The organism is Mycolicibacterium madagascariense (assembly GCF_010729665.1).
Lineage (GTDB): Bacteria > Actinomycetota > Actinomycetes > Mycobacteriales > Mycobacteriaceae > Mycobacterium > Mycobacterium madagascariense.
Genome location: NZ_AP022610.1, coordinates 5,359,395 through 5,380,845 on the forward strand (window position 1 = coordinate 5,359,395; position 21,451 = coordinate 5,380,845).

Below are 21,451 nucleotides of genomic sequence, written 5' to 3' on the forward strand. Positions count from 1 at the left end.
CTTGTCTACCACCGGTGATTTCTGGGCAGCAGGTCCCATACGTGTTCGGTCCCGTTGACCGACGCGACGACGAGGCCTCCGCTGCGGGACTTCAGCAGGCGCGTCACGCCGGTGTAGTCGACCTGCACGCATAGCAGCCGCTCGGTGCGCATCACCTGGTGCACCATCGCGTTGATCACCCCACCGTGGGTGAACACCGCGACGGTCTCGTCGTGCCCGGCCGCGGCGACGACGTCGTCGACGCCCGCCCCGACCCGCGCGATGAACGCGTCCTGGTCGACGTCGCCGGGCAGGTTCCCGCTGAGCAGCCGCTTGATGTCCGCCTCGGAGGCCTCTTCGATCGGCGTGTAGTGCGACAGCCCGTAGTCGTACTCGGCGAGCCGCTCGTCGACGTCGACCGTCATGCCGAGGGCGTCCGCGACCGGCTGGGCCGTCTGCCGCGCGCGGCGTTGCGGGCTGCTGACGAGTCGCGCGATCGGGAAGCGCTTTAGTGCATCGGGCAGGCGCTTGGCCTGCGCGATGCCCTCTTCGGACAGGACGGGATCGGCACCCTCACCGGGTTCGCTGCGCAGGGGAAGCGCATGCCTGATCAACAGGAGCTGCATGCCCGCCACGATAGGGGTGGCCCTTCCCGCCGCGCGATTCGTGGAGTTCTAGGAGCGCCGACCGCTCCGAGAACGACACGAATCACGCGTGATCAGGGGGTGACGATCGCGAACGTGGGGTCGGGCCGGTCGAGCACGCCCACCAGAGTCGACAGCGCGGCGGCATCGCCGTCGATCCCGACGCCCGGCGACGTGACGTCGCCGCCGACGAACGTCAACAGCCGCACCTTGTCGGCCACCGTGATCGTCGCCGTCGCGGTCGCGGGGTCGGCGGCGACCTTGCGGTACACCAGCACGCCATTGCGCAGGGTCAGTCGGTAATTGGTGGCCAGGTCGGTGAACGTGACGTCGATGGTCAGGTCTACGTCCCAGGCCCGCGGACCGTCGACGCTGATCGCCAGGCTGTCGAACATCTGCTCCGGCGAGAGCTGCGACAGCATCGACATGGGCGTCGTGGACACCGCCATGCCGAAGTTCCCGTCGCGCAACTCGGTGGCGCCGGAGAGGAAGAAGTTGCGCCAGGTCGCGTTCTCGGCGCCGTAGGCCAGCTGCTCCAGGGTGTCGGCGTACAGTTCCCGCGCCGCGGGATGATGCTCGTCGGTGAAGATCGCGTGATCCAATAGCGTTGCCGCCCAACGAAAGTCACCCGCTTCGAAGGCCGTGCGCGCGATCTCCACGACGCGGTCGAGGCCACCCATCGCCTCGACGTAGCGCGGGGCGATGGCCTCGGGCGGATGCTGCCACAGCCGCGCCGGGTTCCCGTCGAACCAGCCCATGTAGCGCTGGTAGACCGCCTTCACGTTGTGGTTCACCGAGCCGTAGTAGCCGTGGGTGTGCCAGGCCCGCTCCAGCGCGGGCGGCATGCGGAACTGCTCGGCGATCTCGATGCCGGTGTAGCCCTGGTTGAGTTGGCGCAGGGTCTGGTCGTGGAGGTAGGCGTACATGTCCCGTTGCAGTGACAGGAATTCCACGATCCGCTCCCGGCCCCAGGTCGGCCAGTGGTGCGACGCGAACACGACGTCGGTGCGGTCGCAGAAGCTGTCGATCGCCTCGGTGAGGTAGCCCGACCAGCCGTGCGGATCGCGCACCAGCGCACCGCGCAGCGTCAGCAGGTTGTGCAGGTTGTGGGTGGCGTTCTCCGCCATGCAGAGCGCGCGGAAGCCGGGGAAGTAGAAGTGCATCTCGGCGGGCGCCTCGGTGCCCGGCGCCATCTGGAATTCGATCTCGACGCCGTCGATGGTGTGCGTCTCCCCGGTGGTCGCGATGTCGAGTGTCGGCACGATGAGCGCGATCTCCCCGACCGACGTGTTCTGCCCAAGGCCGCAGCCCACCTGACCCTGCGGCCCCCGCTCCAGCACGGTGCCGTACATGTAGGACGCCCGTCGGGTCATCGCCGTGCCGGCGTACACGTTCTCCTGGATGGCGTGCGCGGTGAAGCCCTCCGGAGCGATCACCACGACCCGGCCCGCATCGACGTCGGCCTGCGTGGTCACCCCGAGGACGCCGCCGAAGTGGTCGACGTGACTGTGGGTGTAGATCACCGCGACGACGGGCCGGTCGCCGCGGTGGGCGCGGTACAGCGCCAGCGCCGCGGCCGCCGTCTCGGTACAGATGAGGGGGTCGATCACGATCACGCCGGTGTCGCCCTCGATGAAGCTGACGTTGGACAGGTCGAGACCGCGGACCTGGTAGATGCCTTGGCCGTCTCCTCCCGTCGCTTCGCTCGCCCGAACCACTTCGTAGAGTCCCTGCTTGGCGGCCAGCGTCGACTGCCGCCACAGGCTCGGGTGCACCGACGGCGGCGCGTCGCCGGCGAGGAATCCGTACTGGTCGTTGTCCCACACGACCCGCCCGTCGGCGGCGGTGACGACGCACGGATTCAAGGCGGCGACGAAGCCGCGGTCGGCGTCGGCGAAGTCGCGGGTGTCGTCGAACGGGAACCCGTCGAGGTGGGCCCGGTTGGCTGATTCGATGACGGCGGTGGGCGGCTTGTGCTCCATGCGATGAGCGTGCCATCGCCGGGTGGCGCCGGGAGCGAAAACGGCGTCCCCGCCCGCGGGCTACGGGCCGGGAGGCGCCGGGTCCAACATCTGGACGTGATCGTCCTGCCACTGGTAGCGCACCACGTGGATCGGACCGGGGCATGCCGTACAGACGTTGCGGCCGTCCTTGTAGGAGAGCACCACCATGCCGTCGGTGCTGCGATCGGTGTCGATCGAGGTGAACGGGTAGGCCTGTGACGTCGCGGTGCCCAGGTATTCGCCGTCGTGGAAGAACAGCGCGTGGTCGGGCGAGCTGCCGGTGGCGCCGTCGAGGGTGACCAGCGCAGCCGACAGGGCCGCGCACGGATCGAAGTTTCCGCCGTAGGCGTTCGGGTCCCACGCCGCGGAGAGTCCGGGGTAGGGCGGCAGCGACCGGGCGGCCTGCGCGATCTGCGGCGCGCTCAGGTTGACCCCGCACTGCGAACCCGGCGGGGCCGCCACCGCCGGCGGCGCAGCGACGAGCGCCAGAACCGTGGCGGTCACCGCCGACAGCGAACGCATCATGACCGTGATGCTAGACGCGGTGCAGTTCGACGTCGGAGAGAACCGAGTCCCGGACCGTGGCCGTCATGTACGTGCAGGCAGGCTGGCGACGACGATCGGTCGGCGACCCGGGATTCAACAGGCGCAGCCCGGTGTCCGCGGTGGTGTCCCACGGGATGTGGCTGTGCCCGAAGACCAGGACGTCGGTGTCCGGATAGGCCTTCGCCATCCGGGCATCGCGTCCGCCCGACGCCCCCGTCTCGTGGACGACGGTGAAGCGCACCCCGTCGAGCACGGCGTCGGCGCGCTCCGGCAATCGGCGTCGCAACTCCTCGCCGTCGTTGTTGCCCCAGCATCCGATGACCCGCTTGGCCCGCGCCTGCAGCGCGTCCAGCAGGGGCGGTTCGACCCAGTCCCCGGCATGGATGACCACGTCGACCGCGTCCACCTGCGCCCACACCGCGGCCGGCAGGTCGCGGGCTCGTTTCGGCAGATGCGTGTCGGCGATCAGCAACAGCTGCATGCCTCCACGTTATCGGCGTCGGGGCGATGCGGGCGACGGCTCAGGTCGGCTGTAGCAACTCCGCCATCCTGGGCATGATGGTCTGCAGCCCCCGGAACGGACGGATCATCACCTTGAAGGAGACGATGCGGTCGTCGTCGTTCCACGTGATCATGTCGATGCCGTTGACGTAGTTCCCGTCGATGGTCGCGGCGAACTCCAGGACCGCCGACCGCTCGCCGTACCACTGCTCGACGTAGTGAAAGTCCGTGTCGCCGAACACCTTTGCGGCAGCGGTGAGGTAGAGAGTGGTCTTGGCCTTGCCCTCCTGCGGGGAGAACACGGCGGGTGAGTAGAACACGCAGTCGTCGGCCAGCAGCGCGTCGAGGGCTGCCGGGTCGTGGCCGCCATCGAGGAAGGCATGCCAGCGTTCGATCACCGGAGGGGTCATGCCTCCAGTCTGGCAGGAACCGGTGGCTAGGGCGTCGCGGTGGGTGACACCGACACCGACGGCGCGTTGGGCGTCACGGAGGTGTAGGGCGGCGGCGAGGCGGACGTGCTGGGACCGGGCGCGCTCGACGAGGACGACGAACTGCTCGCCGCCGAGGACGGCGTGGTCGTCGAGTCCGCGTTCATCTGGCCGGCGGTGCCGCACGCCGCGAGGGCGACGGCCCCGACACCCGCCGCGACGGTGGCCATCATTCGACGCCGAGAACTGAGCGATCGCATGGGGCTCCTCATTGCTCTGTCGGAACTTCGTGGGCTTCGTCGGAACTTCGTGGCAGAGCAGTTCCCACTGGGGTGCCATAGGACACGCGATCGTCGGTGATCACAGCGAATTCGAGTGCAGCAGTCATGGAAACCACAGGTGCGGTGATACGGCATCCGGCTCGACCGTGATCTGAGCCCGCTGTCTTCTGGTGCGCCCGAAGGGATTCGAACCCCTAACCTTCTGATCCGTAGTCAGATGCTCTATCCGTTGAGCTACGGGCGCGTGTCGTGCATTCAGTTGTACGGCTGGGGCGAACCAGCCGTGGCGGAGGCGAGAGGATTTGAACCTCCGGTCCGCTTTAAGACGGACAACTCATTAGCAGTGAGTCCCATTCGGCCGCTCTGGCACGCCTCCTGACCGCTCCACAGGGTACCGGACTCGCATCTGAACCCCAGAACCGCCGAGGAGAAAGCGTACACAGCAAGGCGAGCGGAAGGCAAAGCGCCCTCGCGGCCACCCCTAGACTATGGGCGTGACTGCCCGTCTACGCCCCGAGCTGGCCGATCTGCCCGCCTACACGCCCGGCAAGACCGTGCCCGGCGCCATCAAGATCGCCAGCAACGAGACCGTCGACGGCCCCCTGCCCAGCGTGCGCGAGGCCATCGCGAAGGCCACCGACTCCATCAACCGCTACCCCGACAACGGTTACGTCGAGCTCAAGGAGCGCCTGGCCAAGCATCTGGACGACGGCGCCTTCGCCCCGGAGCACATCTCGGTGGGCAGCGGATCGGTCAGCCTCTGCCAGCAGCTCATCCAGATCACGGCATCCGTCGGCGACGAGGTGATGTTCGGCTGGCGCAGCTTCGAGATCTACCCGCTGCAGGTGCGCACCGCCGGCGCGACGCCGCGGCAGGTGGCGCTCAAGGACTACGCCTTCGACCTCGACGCGATGTTGGCCGCAATCACCGACCGCACGCGGCTGATCTTCATCTGCAACCCGAACAACCCGACGTCCACGGTCGTCGACCCGCAGGCGCTGGCCCGCTTCGTGGCCGCGGTGCCGAGCGACATCCTGATCGCCCTCGACGAGGCGTACGTCGAGTACATCCGCGACGGGCTGGCACCGGACAGCTTCGGCCTGGTCCGCGAACATCGCAATGTCGTTGTGCTGCGAACGTTTTCGAAGGCCTACGGGTTGGCGGGACTGCGCATCGGCTACGCCGTCGGCGACCCGGACGTCATCACCGCCCTCGGCAAGGTCTACGTCCCGTTCACCGCGACGAGCGTCTCGCAGGCCGCCGCGATCGCCTCGATCGACGCCGCCGACGAGCTGCTGGCCCGCACCGACGCCGTCGTCGCGGAGCGGGCCAGGGTCACCGCGACGCTGCGCGACGCCGGTTTCACCGTGCCGCCGTCGCAGGCCAACTTCGTCTGGTTGCCGCTGGCCGAGCGCACCAACGACTTCGTCAACAGCGCCGCCGACGACCGGCTGCTGGTGCGGCCCTACGGGCAGGACGGCGTTCGCGTCACCGTCGCCGCGCCGCACGAGAACGACGCCTTCCTGGAGTTTGCCACCCGCTGGATCACCACCTGAGGGGCGACGTGACACGATGAATCCCGTGACGACAGCGGCGCGAAAGACGTTCACCGCGTTGACCGAACGCGACGGGGAGATTCCCGACGCGGAGCTCGACGCCTTCTGGGACACCCTGCAACCAGCCACGATCGACTTCATGGTCGGCGAGTGGAAGGGCGGCGAATTCGAGACCGGCCACCAGGCCAACGGATTCATGAAGCGGCTCAACTGGTTCGGCAAGACCTTCCATTCGGCGTCCGACGCGAAGCCGCTGGTGTGCCTGGACGCCGACGGCAACAAGTTCTCCAACACCGAGGCCATGAACGGCGAGGCGAGCCTGTGGCTCGAGGAGTTCCGCGGCGAGGTGACGGCGTCGATGGTGTACGACGGCAAACCGGTGCACGACCACTTCAAGAAGGTGGACGACGACACCGTCATGGGCATCATGAACGGCAAGGGCGCCATGGACACCAGATCGGGTGCACCGCGTCACCTGTACTTCTACCTGGAGCGGGTCTAGGTCCTATCGTTGCCAGGATGAGGACGCCCCTGCTGCTCGCCGCGACGGCCGTCCTCGCGGTCGGCAGCCTCGCCGGGTGTGCGCGGACCATCCCCGGCACCGTCGCGATGACCACCGAGCTGGGGCCCGACGCCGACGCCTCGAGCCCGTCCTCCCCGTCCCTGCCTCCCGGTAGCGCCCTGAGCGTGACCTGCGCGCAGTACCTCCAGCTCGACGTGGGCACCCAGACCGAGCTGATCCAGGAGATCCTGCAGAACGGGACCTCGACGCTCAGCCCCGGCGACGCGGCGGTCGCCAAGACGCTCGCCGACGCCGTGTGCACGTTCCTGCCGCAGAGTTCGGTGGCCGACATCCTGCTCGGCGAGACCCCTCCCTAGGCCCCCGCCCCCTGCGGCCGTAGCCTTCCTGGCATGGGCGATGCATACGAATCCCTCACCGTCGAGACCGAAGACCACGTCGCGCTGGTCACCCTGACCGGGCCCGGCAGGGGCAACGCGATGGGGCCCGCGTTCTGGGCCGAGCTTCCCGTGGCGTTCGCCGCCCTGGACGCCGATCCCGACGTCCGCGCAATCGTGCTCACCGGCTCGGGTCGCAACTTCAGCTACGGCCTCGACCTCGCCGCGATGGGCGGCACGCTGGCGCCGGTGCTGGCCGAGGGCGCGCTGGCCAAGCCCCGCTCCGAGTTCCACACGACACTGCGGGCGATGCAGGGCGCCATCACCTCGGTCGCGGACTGCCGCACGCCGGTGATCGCGTCGGTCCACGGCTGGTGCATCGGCGGCGGCGTCGACCTGATCTCGGCCGTCGACATCCGCTACGCCAGCGCCGACGCCAGGTTCTCGGTGCGTGAGGTGAAGCTCGCCATGGTCGCCGACGTGGGCAGCCTCGCGCGCCTGCCGCTCATCCTGTCCGAGGGGCACCTGCGCGAGATTGCGTTGACGGGCAAGGACTTCGACGCCGCGCGCGCCGAGCGGATCGGACTCGTCAACGAGGTCCTTCCCGATGCCGACGCGTCGCTGGCCGCAGCCCGGGCCACGGCGGCCGAGATCGCCGCCAACCCTCCCCTGGTGGTGCGGGGCATCAAGGACGTGCTCGACGAGCAGAGCATCGCGAGGGTCACGTCCAGCCTGCGCTACGTGGCGGCCTGGAATTCGGCGTTCCTGCCGTCGAAGGATCTCGGCGAAGGCATCAGCGCGATGTTCGGCAAGCGGCCGCCGGAGTTCACCGGCGAGTGAGAGCGGTGGCGGAGGGATTTGAACCCCCGGACGGTGTTAGCCGTCTCTCGCTTTCAAGGCGAGTGCATTAGGCCGCTCTGCCACGCCACCGCCGACAACTCTAAGCGAGTCAGACCCGGCCGACCCTCGCGGGCGCGTCGTTGGCCTTCAAGGCGACTCCAATGCGCCGGCAGTTCTCCCCCATGGCCGCGGTCTGCGGCCGCGACAGCCGGCTGAGGAAGTGGTTGCGCACGCCGTCGCCGTAGGTCGACATCGCCTGCCGCAGCAGGGCCCGGCCCTCGTCGGTGATGGTGGCCAGCACGCCGCGGCCGTCCTCGGGGGTCGAGCAGCGCCGGACCAGGTTCTGTCGCTCCAGGCGGTGAATTTGCCGAGTTACCCTGCTGGGCAACGACATCAGCTCCTCGGCGAGATCCCCCATCCGCGCCGAGCCGTTCGGCGAACTCGCCAGCGCGTCGAGCATCCGCACGTCGTTGAGGGTCAGCCCGTGAACGTCGGACAGCTCTCGGTTCAACGTCCCGTACAGCCGCAGTGCCGCGTCGAGGAAGTGCTGCCACGCGCGTTGTTCTGCGATGTCGAGTCCCGGCATCGAGCTCGGGGTTCGTCCCCCAATGGTCCCCTCCATGTCGGCATTCTAGGCGTGTTACCGCCGGGTAGTAGCGTTATGGCATGCGTGCGATCGTTGCCGAATCCGGCACGGAACTGGCCTGGCTGGAGGTCCCCGACGTGACCGCAGGTGACGGCGAGGTGGTGATCGACGTGACTGCCGCCGGCGTCAACCGCGCCGATCTCCTGCAGGCTGCGGGGCACTACCCGCCGCCTCCGGGGGCGAGCCCGACGATCGGCCTCGAGGTGTCCGGCCACGTGTCGGCGCTCGGCCCGGGGGTGCACGCCTGGTCCGTGGGCCAGCCGGTGTGCGCGTTGCTGGCCGGCGGCGGCTACGCCGAGCGAGTCGCGGTCCCCGCCGGTCAGGTCATGCCGATCCCCGACGGGGTGGAGCTGCACGAGGCTGCCGGTCTGCCCGAAGTGGCGTGCACGGTGTGGTCCAACCTCGGCATGACGGCGCACCTCGCGCCCGGGCAGACGGTGCTGTTCCACGGCGGCGCCAGCGGCATCGGCACCCACGGCATCCAGGTCGCGAAGGCGATGGACTGCTTGGTGGCGGTCACCGCGGGCTCGGCCGAGAAGCTCGAGGTGTGCCGCACCCTGGGCGCCGACATCCTCATCAACTACCGCGACGAGGACTTCGTCGAGCGGATCACGACCGACACCGACGGCCGCGGGGCCGACGTCATCCTGGATCTGCTGGGGGCGTCCTATCTGGACCGCAACATCGATGCGCTGGCGCCCGACGGCCGCGTCGTCACCATCGGCTTCCAGGGTGGCCTCAAGGCCGAACTCAACTTCGGCAAGCTCATGGCCAAGCGGGCCGGGGTCATCTCGACCGCGCTGCGGTCGCGACCGGTGCACGGCCCGTCGGGCAAGGCGGCCGTCGTCGACGCGGTGGTCGCCAACGTCTGGCCGATGATCGCCGACGGCCGGGTGCGTCCCGTCATCGGCGCCGAGCTTCCCATCGAGGAGGCGGCCAAGGCGCACCGCCTACTGGAGTCCGGCGACGTGCACGGGAAAGTGCTTCTGCGCGTGCGGAATTGACGAAAGCGGTCAGCCGAGCGAGGCCAGCGCGCGCACCAGCTGGTCGACCTCGGCCATCGTCGTGTAGTGCGCCAGCCCGACCGTGACGGCGCCGCCGATGTCGTTGACGCCGATGACGTCGAGCACCCGCGACGTCGTGTTGAGGGCGGCCAGCACCCCGTTGTCGGCGAGGCGCTGCACCACCCGTTCGGCGGGAACGCCGTGCAGCGCGAAGCTCAGCACCGGGATGCGAGCCTCGGGCTGCCCGATCACCATCACCAGCGGCAGCGACCGCAGTGACGTCAGTAGGTAGTCGAACAGCCGGTCCATGTAGGCGCCGGCCGATTGCATTGACACGGCCAGTCTTTCGCGCCGGGTACCGGACGCCGACTCGTCGAGGTTGGCCAGGTACTCGACGCTCGCGACGACGCCGGCCAGCATGCCGAACTGATGGGTGCCCATCTCGAGACGTTCGGCCCCGGTCGCGTGCGGATCCAGCGACACCGAGCTGAACGTCTCGATCAGAGCCGGATCGCGGAACACCAGGGCGCCGATCGGGGGGCCACCCCAGGCGACGGTGTTGATCGCAAGGACGTCGGCTTCGAGTTCGTGGATGTCGGCCAGTCGGTACGGCGCGGCGGCCGAGTGGTCGACGACGACCGTGCCGCCGTTCTCGTGCAGCAGCTTGGTGACCGGGCGCAGATCGGTGAGGGTGCCGATGGCCGACGACGCGGACGTGACCGCGACGAGCTTGGTCGGCTTGTCGATCAGGGACTCCCACTGCCAACCGGGGAGCTCGCCGGTCTCGATGTCGATCTCGGCCCACTTGACCTTGGCGCCATAGCGATTGGCCGCCCGCAGCCAGGGGGCGACGTTGGCCTCGTCGTCCAGGCGGGTGACGACGAGCTCGTGGCCGAGCCCGACCCGCGAGGACGCCGCGTCGGCCAGGGACGTCAGCAGGATCGCGCGGTCGGCGCCGAGGACGACACCGCGCGGGTCGCCGTTGACGAGGTCGGCGACCGCCCGGCGGGCGGCCTGCAACACCGCCGCACTGCGCGTGGCCGCCGGGTGTGGACCCCGGCCGGTCGTCATGGCACCGCGGAATGCGGTCGACACGGTCGTCGCGACCGAGTCGGGAAGCAGCATCCCGTTCGGCGCGTCGAAGTGCACCCAGCCGTCGCCCAGCGACGGGTGCAACCCCCGCACCCGGGCGACGTCGTAAGCCATGCCAGCCACCTTCGAGCCGTATGTGTACCGCGAACCGCTTCGATGTCGGTGGCGCCCGCCGTGCCCACGCACGTGCGGACCAACTCACCTAGCCGGTCATACTAGTGCAGTGAGCTTGGCGTCCGGAGTGCTAGTCGCGCTGCTGTTGCTAGTAGTCCCGGGAGCAATCATCGCGCGGACGGCCCAGCTAACGTGGCCGGTGGCTGTCGCCCTGGGTCCGGCCCTGACCTACGGCACCGTTGCGCTGGCAATACTGCCGTTCGGAGCGCTCGGCATCCCCTGGAATCTGCTCACCGCAGTGGTGTCGCTCGTGGTCGTCACGCTCGCCGTCGCGGGTTTGCAGGCAGTGCTCGGACGGCGTGCGACCCGGCCCCCTGCGGGCCATCCCATCACGGTCGGCCCCGCGCTGGTCGTCGCCGCGGGCGTCGTGCTCGGCGCCGCGTTCATCACCTTCGCAGCAATCCGAGGGATGCCGCACTGGCAATCCATTCCCAGCACCTGGGACGCCGTCTGGCACGCCAACGAGATCCGCTTCATCGTCGACACCGGGCAGGCCTCGCCGACCCACATGGGCGAACTGCGCAACGTCGAAACCCACGCCGCGCTGTACTACCCGTCGGCGTTCCACGCCCTCGCCGCGATCCAGTGCGAGCTGACCGGAGCAAGCGCCACCGCCGCCTACACGCTGAACTCGCTCGCGGCGTCGGTGTGGCTGTTCCCGGTGAGTGCGGCGGCGCTGGCGTGGCACCTGCTGCGGTCCCGCGGTGTCGATCAGTGGCGCACCGCCGGGTCGGCTGCCGCGGCCGGCGCGCTCGCCGCGTCCTTCACCTCGGTGCCCTACGTCGAGTTCGACACCGCGTCGATGCCCAACCTCGTCGCCTACGGGCTCGCCGTGCCCACGATGATCCTCGTCGTCTCGGCGCTGCGACACCGCAGGCGGATACCCCTGGCGGTGCTGGCCCTGCTCGGCGTCTTCTCCGTCCACATCACCGGCGGGGTGGTGACGGTGCTCTTCGTCGCGGGGTGGTGGCTCTTCGAGGGGCTGTGGCGTCCGGTGCGCGGCAGGCTCGCCGACTTCCTCGGCCTGGTCGCGATGGGCGCGCCGACCCTGCTGCTCCTGCTGCCGCAGTTCGTCGGCGTGCTGCAGCAGGCCGAGATCATCGCGGGCCACGAGTTCGACACCCATCAGGGCAAGAAGCGGGCGCTGTTCGACGCCGTGGTGCAGCACACCCGCCACCTCAACGACTATCCGATCCAGAACGCGCTCATCCTGCTCTCGGCGATCGGCTTCGTCATCCTGCTGGTGCGCAGGATGTGGTGGCCCGCCGCGGTGTGGCTACTCCTCGTCTACGCGATCGTGCATTCCTCGGCACCCTTCGGCGGTCTCGTCGGCAGGGTCAGCGCACTGTTCACCGACCTGTTCTACAGCGACCCGCGCCGGCTGTCCGGGGTGGTCACGCTGCTGCTGGCGCCGATGGCGGGCATCGCGCTGTTCACCATCGTCTGGGCCGCGCTGACCGGGCTGCGGCGCGTCATGCCCCGCCTCGGTGCGCGGACGGGCTACGTCGCCGCCGCGGTGCTCGTCGTCGCGGTGTCCGTCGGCATGGCGTGGCACTACTTCCCGCGGCACCGCTACCTGATCGGCGAGAAGTACGACTCGGTGATGATCGACGACAAGGACCTCCAGGCGTTCGCCTACCTGGAGTCGTTGCCGGGAGCCCGCGACACCCTGATCGGCAATGCCAACGTCGACGGCACCGCGTGGATGTACGCCGTCGCGGGCCTGCACCCGCTGTGGACGCACTACGACTACCCGCAGCAGCAGGGCCCGGGCTATCACCGGTTCATCTTCTGGGCGTTCGCCGACGACGCCGACACCGATCCCAGGGTCGCCGCGGCCGTGCACGCACTGAACATTCGCTACGTCCTCACCAGCACGCCGGTGGTGCGCGGGTTCGTCATGCCCGACGGACTAGTCTCGCTAGACAAGTCGACGTCGTGGAAGCAGATCTACGACAACGGTGAGGACCACATCTATGAGTGGCAGGGAAAGTAGGAGATGACCAGTAGCGCCGATGACGGCACCGCCGAGGACGTCGAGATCCTCGGTGACGCGTCCACGATGGGTGACGACGCCGACGGCAAGTCGCTGACCGATCTCGTCGAACAGCCGGCAAAGGTCATGCGGATCGGCACCATGATCAAGCAGCTCCTCGAAGAGGTGCGCGCCGCACCGCTCGACGACGCCAGCCGCGGGCGCCTGCGCGAGATCCACGCCCGCAGCGTCCAGGAACTCGAGGAGGGTCTGGCGCCCGAGTTGCGCGAGGAACTCGAACGGCTCGCCCTGCCGTTCGGCGAGGACACCCTGCCCTCGGACGCCGAGCTGCGGATCGCGCAGGCGCAGCTGGTGGGCTGGCTCGAGGGCCTGTTCCACGGCATCCAGACCGCGCTGTTCGCCCAGCAGATGGCCGCCCGCGCGCAGCTCGAGCAGATGCGCCAGTTGCCGCCGGGCGTCGGCGTCCCCGGGCAGCGCGGACCGTCGAGTCCCGGGACCGGGCAGTACCTCTAGCCGTGGGCGACCCGCACATCCACACCCGGGACGCGTGGGTGGAGTTCCCGATCTTCGACGCCAAGTCGCGGTCGTTGAAGAAGGCCTTCCTCGGCAAGGCGGGCGGCGCGATCGGTCGCAACGAGTCCAACGTCGTCGTGATCGAGGCGCTGCGCGACATCACGATGTCGCTGGACGTCGGTGATCGCGTCGGGCTGGTCGGGCACAACGGGGCGGGGAAGTCGACACTGCTGCGGCTGCTGTCGGGCATCTACGAGCCGACGCGCGGGTCGGCGACGGTCCGCGGTCGCGTCGCGCCCGTGTTCGACCTAGGCGTCGGCATGGATCCCGAGATCTCCGGCTACGAGAACATCGTCATCCGCGGCATGTTCCTCGGGCAGACCCGCAAGCAGATGGCGGCCAAGGTCGACGAGATCGCCGAGTTCACCGAACTCGGCGACTACCTGTCGATGCCGCTGCGCACCTACTCGACCGGCATGCGGGTGCGGCTGGCGATGGGCGTGGTCACCAGCATCGACCCCGAGATCCTGCTGCTCGACGAGGGCATCGGCGCCGTCGACGCCGAGTTTCTCAAGAAGGCCCGCACGCGACTGCAGGACCTGGTGTCGCGGTCGGGAATCCTGGTCTTCGCCAGCCACTCCAACGAGTTCCTCGCGCGACTGTGCAAGACCGCGATGTGGATCGATCACGGCACCATCAGGATGACCGGCGGCATCGAGGACGTGGTGCGCGCCTACGAGGGTGACGACGCCGCCCACCACGTCAGGGAGATCCTCGAGGAGAACCAGCGCGAAGGATCGATGTGACCGAGGTGGTCTGCGCCGTCGTCGTCACCCACCGGCGCGTCGACCCGCTGACGAAGTCCCTTGACGTCGTGACCAACCAGACCCGCAGACCCGACCACCTGATCGTCGTCGACAACGACGACGACGACCGGGTGCGTGAACTCGTTGCCGCTCAACCCATTCCGAGCACGTACGTCGGTTCGCGGCGCAATCTCGGCGGAGCCGGCGGCTTCGCGCTGGGCATCCTGCAGGCCCTCGCCCTCGGGGCGGACTGGGTGTGGCTCGCCGACGACGATGGCAGACCCGCCGACGCCTCGGTGCTGCAGACGCTACTGGCTTGTGCGGCAACGCATTCCCTGGCCGAGGTGTCACCGATGGTGTGCGACCTCGACGATCCGGCGCGGCTGGCCTTCCCGTTGCGACGCGGCCTGGTCTGGCGGCGCTGGGTCGCCGAACTGCGCGTCGACGGCGCGGGGGATCTCCTTCCCGGCATCGCCTCGTTGTTCAACGGGGCGCTGTTTCGCGCGTCGACGCTGGAAGCCGTTGGCGTGCCGGACATTCGACTGTTCATCCGCGGTGACGAGGTCGAGGTGCACCGCCGCCTGGTGCGGTCGGGCCTGCCGTTCGGCACGTGCCTGGACGCGGTGTACCTGCATCCGCAGGGGTCCGACGAGTTCAAGCCCATCCTCGGCGGGCGGATGCACACGCAGTATCCCGGCGATGCCACCAAGCGGTTCTTCACCTACCGCAACCGCGGTTATCTGCAGTCGCAGCCCGGTCTGCGGCGACTCATCCCGCAGGAGTGGGTGCGGTTTGGCTGGTTCTTCCTGGTGACCCGTCGTGACCCCGCCGGGTTCGCCGAATGGATCCGGCTGCGCAGGGTCGGCCGACGCGAAAGGTTCTCTCGATAGTGACGTTCACCGACGCGGCTTCGCAGTCCAAGACATTCGCCCGCGCCTGGGCCGACCTCACCACGGGCTTCGGCAGGCGCGAGCTGTGGCTGCACCTCGGCTGGCAGGACATCAAGCAGCGCTACCGCCGCTCGGTGCTCGGCCCCATCTGGATCACCATCGCTACCGGCACGATGGCGGTCGCCCTGGGCGCGCTGTACTCCACGCTGTTCCACCTGCCGCTCGCCGAGCACCTGCCCTACGTCACGCTCGGGTTGATCATCTGGAACCTGATCAACGCGTCGATCCTCGAGGGCGCCGACGTGTTCGTCGCGAACGAGGGCCTCATCAAACAACTTCCGACGCCATTGTCGGTACACGTGTACCGGCTGGTGTGGCGTCAGATCATCCTGTTCGGGCACAACATCGTCATCTTCGTCATCATCGCGATCATCTTCCCGCAGCAGTGGAAGTGGACCGATCTGGCGTTCATCCCGGCGCTGGCGCTCATCGCGATCAACTGCGTGTGGGTGGCACTGTGCTTCGGCATCCTGGCCACCCGCTACCGCGACATCAGCCCCCTGCTGTTCAGCCTGGTGCAGCTGCTGTTCTACGTGACGCCGATCATCTGGAACGACGCGACGCTGCGGCAGCAGGGCGCCGGCACGTGGGCGAAGATCATCGAGTTCAACCCGCTGCTGCACTACGTCGACATCGTGCGCGCGCCGCTGCTGGGGGCCGACCAGGAGATGCGGCACTGGGTCGTGGTGATCGTCCTGACGATCCTCGGGTGGACCGTGACGGCGTTCGCGATGCGGCAGTACCGCGCTAGGGTCCCCTACTGGGTCTGAGCGATGTGCGTGGCCACGATCGCCAGCGAGTTCCCGTAGACCGACACGCCCTCCGGTCCGATCAGCTCCCACAGCCTGGCCCGCAGCTCGGCGGCCCGCTCGGCGCTCAGCGTCAGATAGTTGGAGTGGGTGAACGCGAAGTCGATCCACTGCTCGCGCGAATACTGCCGCGTCTGCGGGTACTGGTGCGTCGCGACGTCGTAGCCTCCCGCGGTCAGGGCCGCCACGACCTCCGTCGACCCGCTGTTGGGGTCGGCGGTCCCGACGTCCCAGTAGCCGGCGTAGATCGAGTTCAGCTCGGCGCGGATCGCACCCGTCGGCGCCAGCCGGTTCCACATCAGCGCGAGCCGACCGCCGGGCCGCAGGATCTCCCGGATCTTCGGTAGCGCGACCGACGAATCGACCCAGTGGAACGACGCGGCGAACGTCACCAGGTCGAACGTGCGACCGTGCGACGGCCACCGTTCGAAGGTGTCGATCTCCACCTCGATGCCCTTGCGGCGCGCGACGGCCGCCATCCGCGGGTCGGGTTCGAGCGCCAACACGGTCGCCCCGCGCTCGACGAACTGCTGGGACGCGATGCCGGTCCCCGCCCCGACGTCGAGGATCGAGCGGCCGCCGCCGGCCAGCAGGTCGTCGATCATGACGTCCGGGTAGCGCGGACGGTACGCGTCGTAGGCATCGGCCTGGCTGCCAAAGGAATTGGCCCGCTGCCGATTCTTGAACATGTCCAACCGGGGTGGCATGTGCCCGACGGTATCCGCGCCGGATGTGAGGCCGCTGCGCGTGCGCTGACAGACTTTCCGAAGGAACGGTTCGCACACTGGCGAGGTGCCTCCGCTAGGCCCGCCGAGCCCCCTCCCGACGCCGCCCGCGCCGATCATGATGCCCCCGCTGCCCGACGTCGACTTCAACCGATGGGGCCACGGCGTCTCGCTGCTGGGCGGCTGGTTTCCCCTCACCGTCGAGATCGTCACGGTCGTCGTACTGATCGCGGCCGTCGGCTGGCGCACCCGCCGGTGGCGGCTGCTGTGGCTGCCACTGGCCATCGCGATCGGCGTCGTCACCGCGTTGGCGGCCCGCACCTACCTGAACTCCGAGGGGCTCGCGGGCGACCCCGCGCCCCTGCGGCTGTGGATCTGGACCGCCGGGTGTGCGGCGTCGATTGCCGTGGCGCTGTTCGGGTTTCGCGGCGCCCACTGGCTGCGCCGGGGCTTGAGCGTGCTGGCGATTCCGCTCACCATGGTGTGCGCGTTGCTCGTGCTCGACCAGTGGGTGGGCTACTACCCGTCGCTACAACGCGCGTGGGGTGACCTGATCGCGGGTCCGCTGCCCGATCAGATCGACGCGGAAGGGCTTGCGGCGCTTCGCAATACGCACCAGGACACCGGCAAGCTGGTCGGCGTCGACATCCCCGACGGCGGCAGTCGGTTCAGCCACCGCCGCGAATGGGTGTACCTGCCGCCGGCGTGGTTCGCCGGTCCCGTCGCACCGCAGCTGCCCGCGGTCATGATGATCGCGGGGGAATTCAGCAATCCGACCAACTGGATCCGGACCGGCAATGCGATCCCGGTGGTCGACGCGTACGCCAAGGACCACGGCGGCGAGGCGCCCGTGCTCGTCTTCCCCGACTCCAGCGGCAGCTTCAACAACGACACCGAGTGCGTCGACGGCCCGCGGGGGAACGCGGCGCAACATCTGACCGACGAGGTGCGGCCCTACGTCGTCGCGCACTTCGGCACGTCGACGGCACCGGCGGACTGGGGCGTCGTCGGCTGGTCGATGGGCGGCACGTGCGCGATCGACCTCGCGGTGATGCACCCCGACCTGTTCGCCACGTTCGAGGACATCGGCGGTGACCGGGGACCGAACTCCGGCACCAAGCAGCAGACGATCGACCGGCTCTACGGTGGCGACGCCGCCGCGTGGGACGCCTTCGATCCGCGCACGGTGATGGCCAGGCACGGGCCGTACACCGGCGTCGCGGGCTACTTCGACGACTCCCAGGAACCGCCCGACGACAAGACCAGGAACCTCCCCGACCGCCCGCAGCAGCGCGCCGCGCCGGTGGGCTTCGGCGGGCACGACGACGCCAACGAGTTCAGGGAGAAGGGCGCGCTGCCCGACCTGTGTGCGGCGGCGACAGCCGTCGACGTCGGATGCACGCTGCGGGTGTATCCGGGCTACCACACCTGGCAGTTCGCGGCGCGGGCCTTCTCCGACGGCTTCGGGTGGCTGGCGGGCCGGGTGCACGTGCCTGCGCCCGGGCCGGCGCCGATGTGACGAACCGCCTCAGCGGCGCGGCACCGGCACCCTGGTCGAGACGCTGATCCGGTTCCATGCGTTGATCGTCACGGCCATGGCGATGACCTTCGCGAGCTCCTCCTCGGTGAACACCGCGGCGGCCTTCTCGTAAACCTCGTCGGGTACGTGGCCCCTGTCGAGTTCGGTGATGGCCTCGGTCAATTCGAGGGCCGCGCGCTCGCGCTCGGTGAAGAGCGCACCCGCCTCGGCCCACGCGGCGACGAGCGCGAGGCGCTGGTCGGTCTCGCCGTTCGTGCGGGCGTCGGCGGTGTGCATGTCGAGGCAGAAGGCGCACCGGTTGATCTGCGAGGCGCGGATCTTCACCAGCTCGGCGATCGTCGGGTCGACGTCCTTGGCCGCCGCCCGGGTGAGCTGCATCATCGCGTCGTAGACCTCGGGGGCGGCCTGGTACATCTTCAGTCGCGTCATGTCCTCCACGCTAGCCACCAAAGAACCGCCGTCATGGTTGAATTCGCCGGTGAGTTCATGGGCCAATTCACGCGATCTGCACCTCGATCTGCGCGGTGCCATCACCCCCGGTGCCCGGGGTGCCCGCGACCTGCTGACCACGGCACTGCGCGACGCCGTGCGCTCCGGCCGGTTGGCGTCGGGCACCATGCTGCCGCCGTCGCGCGCGCTGGCCGCCGACCTCGGGGTGGCCCGCAACACCGTCGCCGAGTCCTACGCCGATCTGGTCGCCGAGGGCTGGCTGGCGTCGCGGCAGGGGGCGGGCACGTGGGTCGTCGACACGGCGGCCTCCCCGGCACCGATCCGTCGGCGCACCGCGCCGGAGGTGCCGACGCACGACCTGATGCCGGGCTCCCCCGACGTCTCGGCCTTCCCCCGCGACGCCTGGCTGGCGGCCACCCGGCGGGCACTGTCCACCGCCCCGAGCGAGGCCCTGCGGATGGGCGACCCCCGCGGTCGTCCCGAGCTGCGCGACGCCTTGGCCGCCTACCTCGGCAGGGTCCGCGGCGTGCGCGCGTCATCGGAATCGATCGTGGTGTGCGCGGGCACCAGGCACGCCGTCGAGATCCTCGGCTGCGTCTTCGGCACGCCCATCGCCGTCGAGGCCTACGGCCTGTTCCTCTTTCGCGACGCGCTGGCCGCACGGGGCGTGGCGACGACGCCGATCGGCGTCGACGGGCACGGCGCGATCGTCGACGAGTTGGACCACACCACCGCCCGCGCCGCGCTCCTGACCCCCGCCCACCACTTTCCGCACGGCGTCCCGCTTCACCCGGCGCGCCGCAAGGCGGCGGTCGACTGGGCCCACCGCACCGACGGCTACCTGCTGGAGGACGACTACGACGGCGAGTTCCGCTACGACCGCCAACCGGTCGGCGCGCTGCAGGGCCTCGACCCCGACCGCGTCGTCTACCTCGGCTCGGCGAGCAAGAGCCTGGCGCCCGCGCTGCGGCTGGGGTGGATGGTGCTGCCCGACCATCTGGTGGACCGCGTGCTCGCCGCGATGGGCGGGCAGCAGTTCTACGTCGACGCGATCACGCAGCTGACGATGGCCGACTTCATCGCCCATGGCAGCTACGACAGGCACATTCGCCGAATGCGCCTGAGCTACCGGCGCCGCCGCGACCGCCTGGTGCACGCCCTGCGCCCCTACGACGTCACCGTCACCGGGCTCCCCGCCGGTCTGCACCTCCTGCTGACGCTGCCCGACGGCACCGAGCCCGAGGTGGTGCGGCGGGCGGCCGAGGCCGGCGTGGCGCTGGCCGGTCTGGCACGCATGCGACATCCCGGCGCGGGACCAGGGCCGGACGGCATCGTCGTCAACTTCGGCACCCCTGCCGAGCACGCGTTCGCCGGGGCCGTCGACGCCCTGTGCAGCGTGCTTTCGGATGTGCAAATGACGATCTGACCTCGCGCCGGGCGGCTGGAATAGTGCGCGCCCGTGCCCACGACGCGGATGTCCCTGGCCGATTGGCGGACGACGGCCCTGTGCCTGGCAGCGGTGTGCGCGGGCGCCAGCACGGGGCTGGGCGCCCTCTTCGGCGCCGCGATGTTCGCACCGGTGATCTACGCGCTGGCCCGGCTGCGGGCACACGCCCCCAACGCCACGTCGACGGCGACGTTGGTCGCGGCCACCTGCGGGCCCCAGGCCGGAGGCTTCACCAAGGCACTGCAGGTGACCGGGTACGCGCTCGTCGCGGTCGAATCCGCTCAGAGCCTCGCCTCCCTGATGACGGAACAGGACCAGCGCTTCGACGAATGGCCGTGGTCGCTGTCGGCGGCAGCGGTCGTCGTCGTCGCCGCACTGGTGGCGAGCGTCCTTCCGGATGGCGCGTTCATCGCGCTCGCTGCTCTCCTCGCGCTGGCCGGGGTGGCGACCTACCTCTACTTCGGCACGGCCGTCGCCGTCCACGTCCTCTCGGAGACGGGGACGGCGCCCCTCGCGAACGACCCCACCCCGAACCCGCCGGGCGAGCCGGACGGGTTGGGGGTGTACGCCGAACTCGCCCAGCTGGGACTGGCCATGGTCGCGTTCGAGGTCGCCACGACCCGATTGCACCGGGTGCGGTCGCTGGGCAGATCGATGGGGCTGGCGATGGCCGTGGTCGTCGTCGCGGCCGCCGTCGTGTGGTACGCCACCGGCCGGGGTGGCAACGGAGCGTTCGGCGGCTACTACCTCGCGGAGGAGGCCTCCGCGCTGTTCGGCCCCTCGGCGGGTAGCTGGCTGCACGTCGCCACCGTGGCGATCGTCGCGGCCGGGCTGCTCGCGGTGCTGCGGGGTGCGTTCGACGTGCTCGACCGCGGCCGCTGGTTCGCCATCGTTGCGGCGCTCGCCGCGGTCGCGACGGTTGCGGCGGGGATGCTGAGCGCGTCGACCGCCCCCGTCGGGGAGTTCGTACTCATTGCGCTGTACATCGTGATCCTGGTCGCGAGCTGTCGGATCCCGGGCGGGGACTTCGTCACGTGGTGGCTGCGGGCGTTGACGCCGATCGCGTTGCTTGCCGTCGTCGTGATACCGGCGGTGACGGCGCTGAAACTGATGGCACTGCTGCCGGTCGCGATCGCGACGTGGCTCGTCGTCATCGCCGCCATCGTCGGCCTGGTGGGCACCCCGAGCCACCCTGGCTAAGCTGCCCGCGTGGCCGAACCCCCCATGTCGCCCAGTCTGAGCCTGTTGACCCAGGCCTGGCGCTTCGTCGTCACGGGCGGGCTGTCGGCCATCGTCGACTTCGGCCTGTACGTGCTGTTGTACAAGGCCGCCGGTCTGAACCCGGACGTCGCGAAGACGCTCAGCTTCATCGCCGGCACCACGACGGCGTACCTCATCAACCGGCGCTGGACCTTCCAGGCACCGCCGAGCACCGCGCGCTTCGTCGCGGTCGTCGGGCTCTACGCGGTGACGTTCGCCGTCCAGGTCGGCCTGAACCACCTCTTCCTGCACCTGCTGCACTACACGGCGGCGGCCGTGGTGATCGCCTTCGTCATCGCGCAGGGCACCGCAACCGTCATCAACTTCATCGTCCAGCGCGCGGTGATCTTCAAGCTGTAGCGGG

24 protein-coding genes and 3 tRNA genes are annotated in these 21,451 nt (G+C 69.5%); 14 read left to right on the forward strand and 13 right to left on the reverse strand.

Features of this window, described 5'->3' with window-relative positions:
- Positions 1-5: 5 nt before the first annotated feature.
- From G6N60_RS25490 to G6N60_RS25525, 8 genes are all read right to left on the reverse strand, one after another.
- Positions 6-605, reverse strand: a complete 600-nt coding sequence (locus tag G6N60_RS25490; RefSeq protein WP_163742599.1) for a histidine phosphatase family protein — start codon at positions 603-605, stop codon at positions 6-8.
- 92 nt (positions 606-697) lie between these two features.
- Positions 698-2,605, reverse strand: a complete 1,908-nt coding sequence (locus G6N60_RS25495; protein WP_163742602.1) for an alkyl/aryl-sulfatase — start codon at positions 2,603-2,605, stop codon at positions 698-700.
- Positions 2,606-2,665: 60 nt separating this feature from the next.
- Complete coding sequence (locus G6N60_RS25500; protein WP_246241035.1) at positions 2,666-3,151, reverse strand: LppP/LprE family lipoprotein; 486 nt, start codon at positions 3,149-3,151, stop codon at positions 2,666-2,668.
- Positions 3,152-3,161: 10 nt separating this feature from the next.
- Positions 3,162-3,653 carry a metallophosphoesterase family protein gene (locus G6N60_RS25505; protein WP_163742605.1) on the reverse strand — a complete coding sequence of 164 codons (492 nt, stop codon included), beginning with the start codon at positions 3,651-3,653 and terminating at the stop codon, positions 3,162-3,164.
- Between the two features lie 40 nt (positions 3,654-3,693).
- Entirely contained in the window at positions 3,694-4,083 is a 390-nt protein-coding gene (locus tag G6N60_RS25510) for a nuclear transport factor 2 family protein (protein WP_163742608.1), read from the reverse strand.
- 26 nt (positions 4,084-4,109) lie between these two features.
- On the reverse strand, positions 4,110-4,361 hold the full coding sequence (locus tag G6N60_RS25515; protein ID WP_163742612.1) for a hypothetical protein: 252 nt from the start codon (positions 4,359-4,361) through the stop codon (positions 4,110-4,112).
- A 189-nt stretch (positions 4,362-4,550) separates the two neighbouring features.
- Positions 4,551-4,626: transfer RNA gene (locus G6N60_RS25520), tRNA-Arg, on the reverse strand.
- Between the two features lie 40 nt (positions 4,627-4,666).
- Positions 4,667-4,758 (reverse strand) — tRNA-Ser (locus G6N60_RS25525).
- A 118-nt stretch (positions 4,759-4,876) separates the two neighbouring features.
- Here G6N60_RS25525 and G6N60_RS25530 point away from each other — a divergent pair.
- Genes G6N60_RS25530 through G6N60_RS25545 form a run of 4 tightly spaced genes read left to right on the forward strand, consistent with a single transcriptional unit; the run spans position 4,877 to position 7,675 of the window.
- A complete protein-coding gene (locus G6N60_RS25530; protein ID WP_163742615.1) occupies positions 4,877-5,938 on the forward strand; it encodes a pyridoxal phosphate-dependent aminotransferase in 1,062 nt (353 codons plus the stop codon).
- A gap of 16 nt (positions 5,939-5,954) precedes the next feature.
- Positions 5,955-6,440 carry a DUF4334 domain-containing protein gene (locus tag G6N60_RS25535; protein ID WP_163742618.1) on the forward strand — a complete coding sequence of 162 codons (486 nt, stop codon included), beginning with the start codon at positions 5,955-5,957 and terminating at the stop codon, positions 6,438-6,440.
- A 17-nt stretch (positions 6,441-6,457) separates the two neighbouring features.
- Positions 6,458-6,817, forward strand: a complete 360-nt coding sequence (locus G6N60_RS25540; protein WP_163742621.1) for a hypothetical protein — start codon at positions 6,458-6,460, stop codon at positions 6,815-6,817.
- A gap of 33 nt (positions 6,818-6,850) precedes the next feature.
- Positions 6,851-7,675, forward strand: coding sequence for a crotonase/enoyl-CoA hydratase family protein (locus tag G6N60_RS25545; RefSeq protein WP_163742624.1), 825 nt, complete (start codon positions 6,851-6,853; stop codon positions 7,673-7,675).
- 3 nt (positions 7,676-7,678) lie between these two features.
- Here G6N60_RS25545 and G6N60_RS25550 read toward each other — a convergent pair.
- Together G6N60_RS25550 and G6N60_RS25555 are read right to left on the reverse strand one after the other, a co-directional pair.
- A tRNA-Ser gene (locus G6N60_RS25550) sits at positions 7,679-7,765 on the reverse strand.
- Positions 7,766-7,784: 19 nt separating this feature from the next.
- Positions 7,785-8,297: a MarR family winged helix-turn-helix transcriptional regulator gene (locus tag G6N60_RS25555; protein WP_163742627.1), complete on the reverse strand. Its 513-nt coding sequence runs from the start codon at positions 8,295-8,297 to the stop codon at positions 7,785-7,787.
- A 44-nt stretch (positions 8,298-8,341) separates the two neighbouring features.
- Between G6N60_RS25555 and G6N60_RS25560 the strand changes: the two genes are divergently transcribed.
- On the forward strand, positions 8,342-9,325 hold the full coding sequence (locus tag G6N60_RS25560) for an NAD(P)H-quinone oxidoreductase (RefSeq protein WP_163742630.1): 984 nt from the start codon (positions 8,342-8,344) through the stop codon (positions 9,323-9,325).
- Positions 9,326-9,334: 9 nt separating this feature from the next.
- On the opposite strand, the gene G6N60_RS25565 is transcribed toward G6N60_RS25560, so the two are convergent.
- The gene (locus G6N60_RS25565; protein WP_163742633.1) at positions 9,335-10,531 is read right to left on the reverse strand and encodes a cysteine desulfurase-like protein; all 1,197 of its coding nucleotides are present in this window, start codon (positions 10,529-10,531) and stop codon (positions 9,335-9,337) included.
- 109 nt (positions 10,532-10,640) lie between these two features.
- Between G6N60_RS25565 and G6N60_RS25570 the strand changes: the two genes are divergently transcribed.
- Genes G6N60_RS25570 through wzm form a run of 5 tightly spaced genes read left to right on the forward strand, consistent with a single transcriptional unit; the run spans position 10,641 to position 15,626 of the window.
- A complete protein-coding gene (locus G6N60_RS25570) occupies positions 10,641-12,587 on the forward strand; it encodes a DUF6541 family protein (RefSeq protein WP_163742636.1) in 1,947 nt (648 codons plus the stop codon).
- A 3-nt stretch (positions 12,588-12,590) separates the two neighbouring features.
- The gene (locus tag G6N60_RS25575) at positions 12,591-13,100 is read left to right on the forward strand and encodes a bacterial proteasome activator family protein (RefSeq protein ID WP_163742639.1); all 510 of its coding nucleotides are present in this window, start codon (positions 12,591-12,593) and stop codon (positions 13,098-13,100) included.
- Between the two features lie 2 nt (positions 13,101-13,102).
- A complete protein-coding gene (gene wzt, locus G6N60_RS25580) occupies positions 13,103-13,906 on the forward strand; it encodes a galactan export ABC transporter ATP-binding subunit Wzt/RfbE (protein WP_163742642.1) in 804 nt (267 codons plus the stop codon).
- The gene (gene glfT1, locus G6N60_RS25585; RefSeq protein ID WP_163742644.1) at positions 13,903-14,796 is read left to right on the forward strand and encodes a galactofuranosyltransferase GlfT1; all 894 of its coding nucleotides are present in this window, start codon (positions 13,903-13,905) and stop codon (positions 14,794-14,796) included. The genes wzt and glfT1 overlap by 4 nt, the downstream gene beginning before the upstream one ends.
- Complete coding sequence (wzm, locus tag G6N60_RS25590) at positions 14,796-15,626, forward strand: galactan export ABC transporter permease subunit Wzm/RfbD (protein ID WP_163742648.1); 831 nt, start codon at positions 14,796-14,798, stop codon at positions 15,624-15,626. The genes glfT1 and wzm overlap by 1 nt, the downstream gene beginning before the upstream one ends.
- Here wzm and G6N60_RS25595 read toward each other — a convergent pair.
- The gene (locus G6N60_RS25595) at positions 15,614-16,372 is read right to left on the reverse strand and encodes a class I SAM-dependent methyltransferase (RefSeq protein ID WP_163742650.1); all 759 of its coding nucleotides are present in this window, start codon (positions 16,370-16,372) and stop codon (positions 15,614-15,616) included. The genes wzm and G6N60_RS25595 overlap by 13 nt on opposite strands.
- Before the next feature lie 136 nt (positions 16,373-16,508).
- Between G6N60_RS25595 and G6N60_RS25600 the strand changes: the two genes are divergently transcribed.
- Positions 16,509-17,909: an alpha/beta hydrolase gene (locus G6N60_RS25600; RefSeq protein ID WP_179969819.1), complete on the forward strand. Its 1,401-nt coding sequence runs from the start codon at positions 16,509-16,511 to the stop codon at positions 17,907-17,909.
- Between the two features lie 9 nt (positions 17,910-17,918).
- Here G6N60_RS25600 and G6N60_RS25605 read toward each other — a convergent pair whose 3' ends face one another.
- Positions 17,919-18,359: a carboxymuconolactone decarboxylase family protein gene (locus G6N60_RS25605; RefSeq protein WP_179969745.1), complete on the reverse strand. Its 441-nt coding sequence runs from the start codon at positions 18,357-18,359 to the stop codon at positions 17,919-17,921.
- 49 nt (positions 18,360-18,408) lie between these two features.
- Between G6N60_RS25605 and pdxR the strand changes: the two genes are divergently transcribed.
- The 3 genes from pdxR to G6N60_RS25620 are packed head-to-tail and all read left to right on the forward strand — an operon-like array spanning position 18,409 to position 21,447.
- Positions 18,409-19,806, forward strand: coding sequence for a MocR-like pyridoxine biosynthesis transcription factor PdxR (pdxR, locus tag G6N60_RS25610; protein ID WP_246241039.1), 1,398 nt, complete (start codon positions 18,409-18,411; stop codon positions 19,804-19,806).
- A gap of 33 nt (positions 19,807-19,839) precedes the next feature.
- Positions 19,840-21,027, forward strand: a complete 1,188-nt coding sequence (locus G6N60_RS25615) for a hypothetical protein (protein WP_163742658.1) — start codon at positions 19,840-19,842, stop codon at positions 21,025-21,027.
- A gap of 24 nt (positions 21,028-21,051) precedes the next feature.
- Complete coding sequence (locus G6N60_RS25620; protein ID WP_163744560.1) at positions 21,052-21,447, forward strand: GtrA family protein; 396 nt, start codon at positions 21,052-21,054, stop codon at positions 21,445-21,447.
- Positions 21,448-21,451 lie beyond the last annotated feature (4 nt).

Bases quoted from the DNA above. Each gene is read 5' to 3' on its own strand.
- G6N60_RS25535 (WP_163742618.1), top strand. From the start codon at position 5,955: ATGAATCCCGTGACGACAGCGGCGCGAAAGACGTTCACCGCGTTGACC.
- G6N60_RS25595 (WP_163742650.1), bottom strand. From the start codon at position 16,372: ATGCCACCCCGGTTGGACATGTTCAAGAATCGGCAGCGGGCCAATTCC.
- G6N60_RS25565 (WP_163742633.1), bottom strand. From the start codon at position 10,531: ATGGCTTACGACGTCGCCCGGGTGCGGGGGTTGCACCCGTCGCTGGGC.
- G6N60_RS25605 (WP_179969745.1), bottom strand. From the start codon at position 18,359: ATGACGCGACTGAAGATGTACCAGGCCGCCCCCGAGGTCTACGACGCG.
- G6N60_RS25545 (WP_163742624.1), top strand. From the start codon at position 6,851: ATGGGCGATGCATACGAATCCCTCACCGTCGAGACCGAAGACCACGTC.
- G6N60_RS25500 (WP_246241035.1), bottom strand. From the start codon at position 3,151: ATGATGCGTTCGCTGTCGGCGGTGACCGCCACGGTTCTGGCGCTCGTC.
- G6N60_RS25510 (WP_163742608.1), bottom strand. From the start codon at position 4,083: ATGACCCCTCCGGTGATCGAACGCTGGCATGCCTTCCTCGATGGCGGC.
- G6N60_RS25495 (WP_163742602.1), bottom strand. From the start codon at position 2,605: ATGGAGCACAAGCCGCCCACCGCCGTCATCGAATCAGCCAACCGGGCC.
- G6N60_RS25540 (WP_163742621.1), top strand. From the start codon at position 6,458: ATGAGGACGCCCCTGCTGCTCGCCGCGACGGCCGTCCTCGCGGTCGGC.
- G6N60_RS25515 (WP_163742612.1), bottom strand. From the start codon at position 4,361: ATGCGATCGCTCAGTTCTCGGCGTCGAATGATGGCCACCGTCGCGGCG.
- G6N60_RS25555 (WP_163742627.1), bottom strand. From the start codon at position 8,297: ATGGAGGGGACCATTGGGGGACGAACCCCGAGCTCGATGCCGGGACTC.
- G6N60_RS25560 (WP_163742630.1), top strand. From the start codon at position 8,342: ATGCGTGCGATCGTTGCCGAATCCGGCACGGAACTGGCCTGGCTGGAG.
- G6N60_RS25575 (WP_163742639.1), top strand. From the start codon at position 12,591: ATGACCAGTAGCGCCGATGACGGCACCGCCGAGGACGTCGAGATCCTC.
- G6N60_RS25620 (WP_163744560.1), top strand. From the start codon at position 21,052: ATGTCGCCCAGTCTGAGCCTGTTGACCCAGGCCTGGCGCTTCGTCGTC.
- G6N60_RS25490 (WP_163742599.1), bottom strand. From the start codon at position 605: ATGCAGCTCCTGTTGATCAGGCATGCGCTTCCCCTGCGCAGCGAACCC.
- G6N60_RS25505 (WP_163742605.1), bottom strand. From the start codon at position 3,653: ATGCAGCTGTTGCTGATCGCCGACACGCATCTGCCGAAACGAGCCCGC.
- G6N60_RS25600 (WP_179969819.1), top strand. From the start codon at position 16,509: ATGATGCCCCCGCTGCCCGACGTCGACTTCAACCGATGGGGCCACGGC.